An 11,328-nucleotide genomic window follows, 5' to 3' on the forward strand; every position below is an offset into this window, starting at 1 on the left:
ACTCCGTGTTGATTAGTCGGATGTGACGGCGATAGTGAGGTGTGTTTCTATTCCGCCGATGTCGCCTGTCGCATCAACGGTTTCTATGAGCCCTACGTTATCCGTGTACTTGCCGGTGTAGCGGAATGTAAGGTCTACATTCGCCATCGCTTCGAAGTTTGCTTCATCTCGCAGACCTGTAAGGTCGTTAACCTGGGCGCTGTTTGCGATAACGAATTTTTCTCTGCGCATCAGGTAGCGTGATGTGGTTTTACGGATGTTATTAATCAGATCGTCGCAATGCTCTCGTGCGCTTCCGCCGTACACATTAACCATCACCGTTCCTTCTCTAACGCCGTGTGACGGCATTACACCCTCATCATCTACTTCGCCATGCTCATCCCTGCCAATGGTCGTACGCGTTGATACACGAAGCGTGGCATAAGGCAGAGGAAGCCGGGAGTTATTCTGATTGGCGTAAGCGAGAGGTACGGGTAATAGCTGGGACAAAACACGGTAAGCGGCAGACTCTACAGCATCAGGAACGAAGGTTGATACTGTGGTTTCAGCCATCGCGTTTCCTTACCACATAATATTTATAGTGGGGTATGATTCCGTTTTGCCATGGTTCACGGTGCTTAACTTCGTAGTTAAAGCCATCAATAACGACAAGTGAAGGCTGAGCCATGGGGAAATCATCAGTAATCTGAAGCTTTGTGTCGCTGTACAGCCGGCGATAATCAGTTAACCTCCTCCCTCCTTCCAGACTCTCAATCTCCTGCGTATCTTTAATACTTTGCACGCTGAAGTAAGCGGTTGACTCCGTCATTACCCCATCAACAATGACGCCGTTAACCAAAGCCGAAGGCGATGGAGTATATACCTGATAAGGCCTGCGAAACGGATTGCTCATTGTGACCTTCCGTAATCATGAATGGCGAAGGTGACTGAATTAAGCATTACGCCAGTGTCTATAAGCGGCTTTGATGAACCCTTCAGAGCTATCGTCACCGGAGAGTTTGGAGTCCAGGTGCCACCAGAAATACTCTTCTTGACCCCATCCACCATAAATACGCCAGCCGCATTCAGAAACTGAGAAAAGGTAGCTCTACCGAGCAGAATTTGCGTTACTCCATTTGTAGCGAACCTTTCCAGCCGAGAGACCGATGCGTCGAAGTATGTGCGCATGAATGGGCGTGCTGGAATTGTTCTAGTGCCGAATTCGTTCCATGCCGCGTATTCAGCGACAAGAACTCCATCATTAACCTCGCCCTTCTGAATGCCTACAACTACCTCTTTGCTTCCGGTTGCCTTGATCTCCCGCCTGAACCTTTCCCATTGCCGCTTGTTGTCTGTGATTTTTACGGACACAAGCATCCCCCCACGACTCCGCGAGTCATAATAGAAAATCCTGCCCCCCTCTTCTTGCGGAGAAGTTGCAGCAGGTTTCCGTATGTAGTCCCGCTGAGGTAATCGGTATCACTTGATACGTTTCCATAAGTGATTGCCAGATCACCCTCCTTGCGTGAGAGGATGCGACCAGATGATGTGGAACCGTTATCAGAGTAACCGCCAGGCGATGCCATGATATGGGCAGCCATTAGAGCCAGAGCCACGTTATATGCGTCTCCGTACTCGTCTTCGCAAACAAAAAGTGATGCCAGGTCGATGTAACCCTGAACAACCTCATCAGGAACAGCCGCAAATTCAGGCGCTAGCTTGCGGAAGATTTCCAGAGGCGTAAGACCTTCAAATGCGGCAATGTTCATTACTTCTTGTCCTTCTCTTTTTTCTCTACCTGACTGGCGGTTACGGCTTCATCTTTATTAGCGAGTCGCAGCTCACCTTTGGTGATGGATGCCTGCACCGTTTTATTGTCCTTCCAGGAATCATCTACTTCGGCAGTCTGACCCGGAGCCAGTTTCTGGCCTGCGATGTAATACAGTCGTGCTGATGCGTTAGTAATTTTCATTGGTAATCCTTAAGAAAAGAGGCCGAAGCCTCTTAAATGCCTTTGATGAGATGCATGGTCAGCGGCAGGTAAACCTGAACGCCGGTAGCGCGGCTGTGGCATGGAATCTTGAACGCCAGGTTGTTAGCCTGCGGCGGCAACTGCTCAAACGGCTGCGGGATTTCCATGGAGGCGTTGTCAGCACTACGCTCCATCACCAGCGCTGCTTTAGTGCCGGTGCCGTCGATGTCTTCCAGCTCGTTAACACGAACCCACTGCATGCCCGGATACTGGGTATTGAAGTAGGTCATGTAAGATGTGTTGGTGTTAGGCATCGGCTTGGACAGTACTTTAAAGGCGCTTGGCGGCAGTGCGATAACGTTCGCCGCGTGCAGGCCTTTGGTCACCGTTTCGATAGCGGATACCGCATCTTCCAGTTCGCCTGAAGCGATTGCGCCAGTTGTCCAGCCAGCAGAGGTGGTTACCGGGATGTTTGGGTGATCGAGCACGCCGACAATCTGATAATCGGTATCGCCATAGAAAGCCAGGTCATTAACTTTGACGTCATGAGCGCGGCGGGCAGCGTTGGCCAGTCGAGTAGGAAGGTTTTTCCCGGTCGCCTGAGAAGCGCGAATTTCCATCAGGCTGTACTCGTAGAAGTTGCCCAGACTGAATACCTTGCCAGTTTCTTCTCGGTAGTTAACGCCCACGTTTGGCAGGTCATCTGCATAATCTGCGATGATCCGCGCCATGCCCACTGCATCCCATACGCCGTACGTGAAGGTCTTGGCGTACGATGGGATTTCAGATGTGACCGGGAACAGCGTGGTCGCGGTCAGTGCGGGATATTCTTTTTCGTAAACCTTGGACTTAACGTAGTCCAGCTCACGAGCCAGGAAGATGGATTCACCTTCATCCAGTCGAATTCCGTTGGCCGCCGCCCCATGTTCAATAGCGGTAAGATCCGCTTCGTCGTAATTCATATTTTCCATTGTTATTCCTTATGCCTCAGAAGAGGCTGGCTCTGAGGTCTGGTTGCGGATTTGTACTTCAGCCAGATTCACAGCGGAACCAGTGTTGTCGGTGAATGTGGTGAATTTGCCGGTAAGCACCCAGCCCAAGGCGGGAGAGCCGCCGGTGGCCGCCACTTTGCCAGCGTCATCGCCGGAGGTAATCACGTTTACCAGCGCACCCATAGTTGGTGCGGCTGTCAGAGTGGTTACTGCCCAGATTCGACCCCAAGTCATCACGTTAACCGCATCACCTGCTTCGTATTGACCCTTAACGCAGCCATAGTGACTGAAGCGGCAAATGCCCATCAGGTTGGCGGCGTCACCAGCTGCAGAAACCTGCTTAACAACGCGCTTATCATTGGCATTAGATACCCGTGCAACGACGTAGCCAGGCTTGATTGCGCCCTGAGCGGCGTTGCAGCCATCGGTGATCTGGTGGGTGGAGTCTGAACGCATACCCGGCATTGCGATCTGCATGTCGTTGTCGTAGGAAGTTTGAACAGGCATTATGCTGTCTCCTTTTTGCCGCTCATGCGGTCGAGCATTTTCTGGCGAGCTGCTTTAGCGGCTGGCCCGTTTTCACCGTCATTGCGCGATTCGGCCTTGTCTTGGTTGACGATCTTACGCTGCTGCTCCATTGGCGCCGCCTCGATAGCCATATCGAAAGCAACATTGACATAGGTGTCATCTTTACCGTCGAGCTTCATCGCAGGCTTCAGCTTGGCAATTACGGCCTTTTTGACTGCAATGTCATCCATGCCGTCATGCTTGATGCCGTGTTTATCTGCCTTCGCCTCGAGGTCGGCGCGAGCCTTGATGGTGGCGGCGGCGTCTTCTCGAGCCTGCTTCAGCTTATCTTCGAAGCCAGCCGCGTCAGCTTTCAGAGTGTCGCGTTCGGCGGTGATCGTTGAAATAGTGGTTTGCGCTTCGGACAGCTTGGTATTAGCGTCCTCTGCATCCTGTTTAAGGGCGTTGAACGCCACGACGACTTCAGGTGAAGCGTCGTACTCAAGCCCGTTGTCGAGTCGCAATTTCTGCATTGTTTTACCTTCTGGTTGGTTGTCGTCATCGTCTAAAGTGATTTCTTCGTCACCGTCGAGATTCAGGGTTGCTACATCACCAGCCCGAGCTTTCGATACAAGGGCAAGATGATTGATGCGGATGTTTCGTTGAACGGCGTCATACGGCTGCCCATTCCACTCTCCCGGCGTCTCGTCGAGGTCAAGCCGGTAACCGAGGGATAGTTGCTTTGTTTTGCCGCTAGTAGCCGATGTGATTGCGCTTTCGTCGTAGACCATGACAGGAACTTTGACGTTGTCGCCGTCCTGTCTGCCCGGCTCAAGCATGGTGCCAACCATGTGTTTTTTGGCGTTTCGGGAGTTAACCGCGCCAGGGTGGCCGATGGTGATCGGCTTGCCCTTAAAGCTTGCCAAAGAGTCAGCGTTGAATACCTCTTCTGGCGGGCGTAGTTCGCGTCGTACCGAGCCGTCTGGATTTCGGTATAACTGGATGCCAATGCGGCCAACTACCGGAACATCCTCCAGATATCCATCCTCATTTACGGACGCACGAAGCTCTCCCACATCGAAGCGAGATACTGTTTTCATGTTTTGCCTTATTGTTTCTTATTGGCTTTTATGGCTCAACGCGCAAACAAGCCAACGAATTGTTTTACAAGCAGCATGTAGGGGATGAACATCGCAATAAATACTGCGAGGGGCAGAACGGCCCCAGCCATGAGCACCCCTAAAATGATCTTGAGCCTTTCAATTTTGTTCATCTCTGCCCTCTCCGATGTCACTTATGATGCATAGAGTGCGAGTGGCTTCCGGGCTGGCAAATGATAAAATCCGCCTCACTATCCCATAACCGACTGCTAGGCGTTGCCATCTTTAGGAGGTTGCAGATATTAACCATTTGGCTTTCAGTTACTTTATATGCCCCGCCTGCGACACCCTGGTAAACGCCGAATCCGACATATTTGACATCGCTGACCTGTGCACCAGTAGCTATAATTTCCTGGATGATCTCGCGCAATCTCTCTACGTTTTCCACTATCACTCTCCAATATCAAAAACAGAACCAGCCCAGTCAGGCTCTGCATAGCATCGGCAGCGGATTGGCTGCCCGGGGTGACCATCGGGTGGCGGGTTATTCCACTTGTACGATTTGCCTTCACGCGCTCTGTGCTCTGGCCTTTCGCGCTCATCAAGAACACCTCGCCACTTGTATCCAGATATCCCGGCATCGGCCTGTCGCTGCTTTGTTAGTGCGGCGTTGGCTTTCCCGATCTGGTCTACAGCAATCAACTTTGCTCTTCGCTCAGTGACACCGTAGCGCTCCTGAATCTGCTTCTTGATAGTGTCGGCACTGGAGCCATTCATTACGCCACGCTGAATGATGCCTTCCATGTCAGATAGCTCATCAGCAGGGATGGACTTAATCAGCCTGACGTTTTCAGCGACCCAAAGTTCTTGCATTTCACGAAGCCACGCCTCAGCTCGATAAGCATCGACACCCAGCACGCCAGATGAAACAGGAATAGTGGTTTGTCCGGCGATGACTGCTTGAGATGGCGGGAGGTCTACGCCCGTTCCGCCCTTAACGATTAGGCGCCATTGTTTATCGTTGAACTGACTGGTAAGCGAGAAGAATGACGGCAGGCGCTCGATTACCGGCTGGAATATCCTGTTACCTGCATTGCGCAGATAGGGCAGAATGGCCGCCATGTCGTCCTGCCATCCATCGAAGCGGATATCACCGTATGTTGAGTTGATTTCTCTGTTGAACTGCCTGGTGGCTTTCACAAGCGCGCTGGTGTAGTCACGCTCTACTCCGTAGGGATGAAGCCATACTCTAGCCATCATTCATCTCCGGGTAGACGTAGCCTCCGCGTTTTTGCAGGGTAGCGATGCCTTCATCGTTACTTACCCATCCAAGCTGTGAATAACGCTCATCAGCCTGTGACCACAAGTTCGCAGTTTCTGCCTGCTCTTTCTCGGTAGGGACAGATAGTGGATTGAACTTGATTGTCCATGTTGGGTCGCTAGTGAGGAGACTAACCGCCTTTTCAACTGCAGGTCTCGCCTCGTCTTTCTGCTTGCGCCCAATTAGCTGCTTCCATGACTCAGGAACGGTGGTTTTATCCGCGCCCTGACCTGTCGGTGTCTTAGTGAAAAGGATTTGCTCGTCAATGCCTGTAAGCGCAGAGATACGCAGCTGCTTACGGTCTTGAACGTCAACTACGCCTTCAAGCGAGCCGTTAAGCAACTCGTACTTCTCAGTTTTGGCATCAACCCCGATCGTGTTCCCGTTACTGCGTGTCATGTCCACCATGTTAAGGCGGGCTTGCACCGTTTCTCGCCCTTCCCCATCCTTACAGAGCTCAGCCAGATCATCGGCAGACCAAACACCCTGCTGCTTACGCTCAAGAAGGCTTGTAGCATGTGCATGACTCATGCCGTAGTCAGTCAGTGCCTGATAGATGCCTTGCAAGCAAGAAGCGCCCCAGCCCTGATTCTGATGTCGAATTTGGTTCGGCAACCGCTCGCCGTCGAAGATGTGGCACCGGCTAGCGTGTACGTAATATGGGGTGCCAGAGATAGGGTTAATCTGGTACTGAATGATTTCCCCATAGGTCACGCTATCTGGGTTTAGATCGCGCAAGAACGGCTGTACCTGGTAACGGTCATACACCCGAACAAACTCAAGCTCACCGTCACCTAGCTCTGATGTTAGTTCTCCGCCGTCATTGACACCGAACAGCATCAGAGAGCCGCCATATAAGCGAGCCCATGCCACTGCGTCAGTAAACTGCTGAGTCAGGTTTAGCTCATCCCACCGAGACATGATTTCTGGCTCGTTGTTTGCACCTTCCACCGTAAATCCGGCACGGAACATCTCATCGGCCACGACATCGACAATGCGCCGGCCTAATCCGTCTCCAAGATAGATGCTATCAAGAACCCCGCGCGTCAGCAGGTGTGCCGTGCGGATGCGGCTATACGCCGATCTGTCGCCACCGGTGCCAATGTTCATGAACACATTCTGATAGCTGTCCATGCGTGTTTGCTTGTCGATTTTCTTCTGCTGTCTATTGTTACGTTTAGCCATTGCCTCACCTTAACTGGCAAGAGCCTTTAGCCTCGCCAGAGCGTTAGAAGTTGGCGCAAAGGCCATAATCAAGGAGTCGGCCATGTTCGGCGAGGGTATGCCGCGCTTTTTCATGTCCTTTTTACTCTCAACTTTCACCCTGCCGTTGCCGTCGTAATCGATACGGGGGCGTGACAATTCAGCCTTGAGGTATTCAAGGTTTTTTATTTCAGAAGAGAGGCTTATTAATTGGTCGTCTGGAAATGTTTCGCCATGCTCTATAGCTCTCCAGGTGTTATAGAATCTCTGCCTTACCAGCCACCACGCCTGCGCCTTTAGGTTGGAGAACATGTCTTTGTTCGTTTTCCCTGGCATGTATTCGCGATCTGGCTCAAATACAGCAGCCGCAGCGTTGAAACCTTCAACCTGGCTTTTGGCAATCCGGTTTAGCTGAGCCTTTACGCCGGCGCCGACACCGATTGAATCGTAAATAACCTTGTCAGCGTTGATGCTGTCTGCGTACTGGTTAACCCTGTTAGCAGACTCGATGACATCGCCACGGCTCCATTCCTGCACATCTTTTACTACTGCTCCGTGAGCCATTGTGATCGCGTTGCTATCTTCGCCTTCGTCTGCAACGTCAAAGCCAATTCTCTTAGCGCCTGATGCCGTGAAGTTGAGTTTGATGTGTGCGTCTACTGCAGCTGCGATCCATGAAGGCTTGATAATCGCTAGGTCGCTATCTGCTACTGGATGACCTTCCCAGATATGCTGGTAGAGGTCGAAGTCTTTGCGCTTGCACTCTTCCATTTCCAGGCGCAGAACGTCAGGGAAGTGAGGGTTATCGTTCCAGTTAACGGTTAGCAGGCAAATGTCATCGGGTGGGTTGATAACGAATCGTTGGTGCGTGTCGTCGAGGATGTTCTTCGGGTTGTAGCTTACCCATATCTCACTACCGGGCTTACGGATGGTAGGTATCAGCACATCCCAACTGGCCTTGGTCACTGCCTCGGCCTCTTCTATCCAACAGATGTCAATGCCTTCCAGTGACTTCACTTTCGTGATGTTGTTCTTTATGCCGTAGAACATAAACAGGCTGTTGGTGGCAATGTGCCGGATGTAGACCTTCTGAATCTCGAATTCGTGGTTGTAGCCTTCGCGTTCGATAGTGTCGGCTATCAGTTGGATAACGGAGTCAGCAATACTGGCCTGAAACTCACGAGCGCACAGGAAACGATATGAACCTCTGCGCGCTATCTCAACAAGCAGGCGTGCGATTGACCATGACTTGCCGCTGCCTCGACCGCCCTTTGCCACCTTGTAGCGATGAGGTTTAATGAACGGCTTGAATACAGGGTTAAGTTTCGTCATCTTCAAAAAGTTCCGACAATGGCTTTGTGGCCGTAATCGTTAGCTTCGACTCTTTCGGAGGTTCCCATCCCTGCAACTCTGCGAGTTGCTTGATGGCAGCTTTCGGATCGTGAAGCTTGATTGATATTCCACGCTTACCCGCCGTGAGCTCTGAGATCGCTGATAACGAGCCAGCGCTCTGCAATGCTGAATCTTTAAACTTCCAGCCAGCCTGGATGATTGGCTTGCCGTTATCTTCTGTGCCGAGCTCTACCTCGCTAAATTCAACCATCTCATGCAAAGATGCCCTTCCCATCACTGAAAGCCGTTCCAGGGCTTCCTGTCGCGTCATAACCGCGTTTGTGATGGCTTCCTTGTTCATCTCATCGATAAATGCCTTTACCTTAGGATTGGTTAGGATTTCACTCGCACATGCACTGGCGGTTTCATCTTTCTTGGCCTTACCACCGGCTTGTTTGTACGCATCAATTTGGCTAAGCCCCTTTACGATGCCTAACGCAAACTTCTGCTGTAGTTTTGTCAGATCATCGAATAGGGCTTTCTGGTATTCAGTTAGCTCCATGTCGATTCCTTGTGGTTGTCATTATCGAAGCCCCTCAGTGAAGAGCTTCTGTAATGCCGCTATTTGCCGACGCAATTCTGCGTTGGCTACCCTGCTTTCGCTTCCATAAGCGTGACCATGTCAGGGTCCATCTGACTGACGATCCGCTCACGAGCGCAATTGAGAAGCTTCTTGCGACCACCGACGCCCCACTTATTCATTGCCCGGGCACATGCGCTGACCTCTTTGGTCTCATTTGCGATCAGCAGGTCAAGCCTGTTGAGGCGAGACATATTGGTGATGCCGTTAAGTACCGCTTCCCGGAATGTTTCATAAACGCGAATTTCAAATTCAGGCCTGATCCATGCCGCATAGCGAATAGCTAACAACTCAGCAGCCCAGACGCCTTGGTTAACACCACCATTCACAATGTTAAGTGATTGATTTTCTTCCAGACGACATTTTTGTCCTCTGGAGTCCAGTGCAGAAACAAAGCGCTTTACCGCTGCACTTCGTATGAATTTATTCGGCCTTTGTGATTCTGTCGCCTCACCATTGGCAACGGCTGCCGCATGCAGATCGTTCAGGTTATATCTCCCTGCGGAGTCAACCCGGACAGAAATGCCGTAGACATTCACGGTTTGTTTTGTCATGTCGGTAATTACCTTTTAGTGATGAACCTTGTCTCACAGGAAATCCGGCCCTCAGAGGCTCCGACAGCCAGCCGGCATCCTCAAGGGTCATCCTGAAAGGTTCTGAGTGGTGAAGTGCGCGTGAGATGCGCGGTGAAATTCGGATACAAAAAAGCCCCGCGGATGCGAGGCTGTTATTTGAGGCACTGCTCTTTGATGTAGTCCTGCATGCCGCGAATCATTTTGTCAGCGGTTGCGATTCCGTCCCGGTGATCGAAATAATTCCGCCGAGCGTCTGGAGTAAGTTCGGGGGCTCCTGCATCATCCACGCCGGAGGTGGAGGTGGCTTTGGGCACTCCAGGGCAGGTTGCGGCGATGCGCAGCCGTTTAGCGCCAGAATCGACATCCCGACGCAAATCGTTAATGGTTTTTTTCGCATCGGACAATTCCTTCGTATATTTGGCATCCAGTGCAGCGACATCACGCTGGCGGGTCTGCATGTCTTTGATAGTGGCGTTAGCCAGGCGGAGACTTTTGGTGGCTTTGTCGCGCTGGTCTTTATAGGTGATGGCGTTGTCGCGATAGTGATTAACACGCCATGCCAGCAGCACAATAACCAACATAGCGACAATCGGAAGCCAGAACTTCTTTAGCAAAGAAACAATGACGGCGTTCATAATGCAGTCTCGTTTACCTTCCCACCTGCGGCTTTGAACTTCGCTATCAGCGCATCAGCCTTATGTTCGAACTGACCGTAACCAGCGCCCGGCAGCGATGCCCATATATTGCTGCAGCGGTCGATGGCTTGACGGATATCACCGCGATCAATCATCGGTAACGCCCCGCGCTCTTTAATCTGCTGGAGAGCAACAGCGTCCTGGTTAGATGGAGAAAAATCATTCAGTCCAAGTTGCTTGCGATACGCATCCCAGTAACGCGCCAGTAGTTGATAGCGCCCCGCAGCAGTTGATTTAAGTCTCGGATTCAGCGTAATCAATTTGCGCGGATGATCGCCGTAATCAGTAAACAGCGACCCACCAACAATTACATCGTAACCGTGGTTTTTGGTCGGTTGCCGTCCGTTGTCCGTACCTTCTGACCATGCCAACATGTCCAGAAACGCTTTACGCTGAGGATTAATTGTTTGCATTCTTCATCCCCGTCAGACGCTCCCAGAAGTACGTCAGTGCCACGGAGCCCATCGCCCCGCTGATGACAGACGTAACCAGAATCATGTAAAGACTCAGCCCGCTTTCAACGCTGATCAGTCCACCAATCAGGCCGGTAAAGCCGGACACTGCAATTTGCGCCAGCGCGTTGATCCAGCTCCAGGTAGCTTTGTTCTGCTTAACGTCAATAAGGTATCGGACCAGGCCGCCCCAGCATGACAGAGCAAGGACAATCAGCCATGACACTCCGGCAATGCTTTCTTTATCTTGCATACGTTTAGCCATATCACCTCCGAAAAAACGGGGTGCTGTTTGTATAGTGGGGAAAGGCCGTCAGACACGATAGCTACGTGGCATCTGGAATTGATTGTCTGCGGCCTGAATAAAAAACCTGGCGACAAGCCAGGAAGATGAGGGTAAGGCAATGTTGGCTCTCTGGCCGTAAATACCCTGGCTGGGTTTGGCTCGCCTGGCTGGATTCGAACCAGCGACCAACCGCTTAGAAGGCGGTTGCTCTTTCCTCTGAGCTACAGGCAAATAAAAAGCCACCGGCGTTAACCAGTGGCTTGATGTTTATATG

General features: G+C 51.6%; 17 protein-coding genes and 1 tRNA gene. All 18 read right to left on the bottom strand.

Annotated features, from left to right (window positions below):
- Positions 1–12: 12 nt before the first annotated feature.
- Positions 13–552, bottom strand: a complete 540-nt coding sequence (locus H2Z33_RS03240) for an LIC_12616 family protein (RefSeq protein ID WP_063867292.1) — start codon at positions 550–552, stop codon at positions 13–15.
- Positions 545–892 (bottom strand): hypothetical protein, encoded by a 348-nt coding sequence (locus H2Z33_RS03245; protein WP_063867286.1) that lies wholly within the window; start codon positions 890–892, stop codon positions 545–547. Before H2Z33_RS03245 ends, H2Z33_RS03240 begins: the two co-directional genes overlap by 8 nt.
- Positions 889–1,356, bottom strand: a complete 468-nt coding sequence (locus tag H2Z33_RS03250) for a hypothetical protein (RefSeq protein ID WP_063867283.1) — start codon at positions 1,354–1,356, stop codon at positions 889–891. Before H2Z33_RS03250 ends, H2Z33_RS03245 begins: the two co-directional genes overlap by 4 nt.
- Positions 1,341–1,748 carry a DUF4054 domain-containing protein gene (locus tag H2Z33_RS03255; protein WP_063867281.1) on the bottom strand — a complete coding sequence of 136 codons (408 nt, stop codon included), beginning with the start codon at positions 1,746–1,748 and terminating at the stop codon, positions 1,341–1,343. The genes H2Z33_RS03250 and H2Z33_RS03255 overlap by 16 nt, the downstream gene beginning before the upstream one ends.
- On the bottom strand, positions 1,748–1,951 hold the full coding sequence (locus H2Z33_RS03260) for a hypothetical protein (RefSeq protein WP_063867279.1): 204 nt from the start codon (positions 1,949–1,951) through the stop codon (positions 1,748–1,750). Before H2Z33_RS03260 ends, H2Z33_RS03255 begins: the two co-directional genes overlap by 1 nt.
- A 32-nt stretch (positions 1,952–1,983) precedes the next feature.
- A complete protein-coding gene (locus H2Z33_RS03265) occupies positions 1,984–2,922 on the bottom strand; it encodes a DUF2184 domain-containing protein (RefSeq protein ID WP_063867277.1) in 939 nt (312 codons plus the stop codon).
- Between the two features lie 9 nt (positions 2,923–2,931).
- Positions 2,932–3,450: a hypothetical protein gene (locus H2Z33_RS03270; protein WP_063867275.1), complete on the bottom strand. Its 519-nt coding sequence runs from the start codon at positions 3,448–3,450 to the stop codon at positions 2,932–2,934.
- Positions 3,450–4,550, bottom strand: coding sequence for a DUF2213 domain-containing protein (locus tag H2Z33_RS03275; RefSeq protein WP_063867272.1), 1,101 nt, complete (start codon positions 4,548–4,550; stop codon positions 3,450–3,452). The genes H2Z33_RS03270 and H2Z33_RS03275 overlap by 1 nt, the downstream gene beginning before the upstream one ends.
- Before the next feature lie 35 nt (positions 4,551–4,585).
- Positions 4,586–4,723, bottom strand: coding sequence for a hypothetical protein (locus H2Z33_RS03280; protein WP_154819054.1), 138 nt, complete (start codon positions 4,721–4,723; stop codon positions 4,586–4,588).
- Between the two features lie 277 nt (positions 4,724–5,000).
- Positions 5,001–5,810 carry a phage minor head protein gene (locus tag H2Z33_RS03285; protein WP_063867266.1) on the bottom strand — a complete coding sequence of 270 codons (810 nt, stop codon included), beginning with the start codon at positions 5,808–5,810 and terminating at the stop codon, positions 5,001–5,003.
- Entirely contained in the window at positions 5,800–7,056 is a 1,257-nt protein-coding gene (locus H2Z33_RS03290; RefSeq protein WP_063867264.1) for a DUF1073 domain-containing protein, read from the bottom strand. The genes H2Z33_RS03285 and H2Z33_RS03290 overlap by 11 nt, the downstream gene beginning before the upstream one ends.
- Positions 7,057–7,065: 9 nt before the next feature.
- Positions 7,066–8,406, bottom strand: coding sequence for a PBSX family phage terminase large subunit (locus H2Z33_RS03295; RefSeq protein WP_063867262.1), 1,341 nt, complete (start codon positions 8,404–8,406; stop codon positions 7,066–7,068).
- Entirely contained in the window at positions 8,393–8,968 is a 576-nt protein-coding gene (locus H2Z33_RS03300) for a terminase small subunit (protein ID WP_063867260.1), read from the bottom strand. The genes H2Z33_RS03295 and H2Z33_RS03300 overlap by 14 nt, the downstream gene beginning before the upstream one ends.
- Before the next feature lie 86 nt (positions 8,969–9,054).
- On the bottom strand, positions 9,055–9,600 hold the full coding sequence (locus H2Z33_RS03305; protein WP_047642427.1) for a KilA-N domain-containing protein: 546 nt from the start codon (positions 9,598–9,600) through the stop codon (positions 9,055–9,057).
- 173 nt (positions 9,601–9,773) lie between these two features.
- Positions 9,774–10,256, bottom strand: a complete 483-nt coding sequence (locus H2Z33_RS03310) for a lysis protein (protein WP_063867258.1) — start codon at positions 10,254–10,256, stop codon at positions 9,774–9,776.
- Positions 10,253–10,729, bottom strand: a complete 477-nt coding sequence (locus tag H2Z33_RS03315) for a glycoside hydrolase family protein (protein WP_063134448.1) — start codon at positions 10,727–10,729, stop codon at positions 10,253–10,255. Before H2Z33_RS03315 ends, H2Z33_RS03310 begins: the two co-directional genes overlap by 4 nt.
- The gene (locus tag H2Z33_RS03320) at positions 10,716–11,021 is read right to left on the bottom strand and encodes a phage holin family protein (RefSeq protein ID WP_198091825.1); all 306 of its coding nucleotides are present in this window, start codon (positions 11,019–11,021) and stop codon (positions 10,716–10,718) included. Before H2Z33_RS03320 ends, H2Z33_RS03315 begins: the two co-directional genes overlap by 14 nt.
- A gap of 188 nt (positions 11,022–11,209) precedes the next feature.
- Positions 11,210–11,285 (bottom strand) — tRNA-Arg (locus H2Z33_RS03325).
- Positions 11,286–11,328 lie beyond the last annotated feature (43 nt).

The organism is Enterobacter sp. YSU (assembly GCF_016082135.1).
In the GTDB taxonomy this organism is placed as follows: domain Bacteria; phylum Pseudomonadota; class Gammaproteobacteria; order Enterobacterales; family Enterobacteriaceae; genus Enterobacter; species Enterobacter hormaechei_C.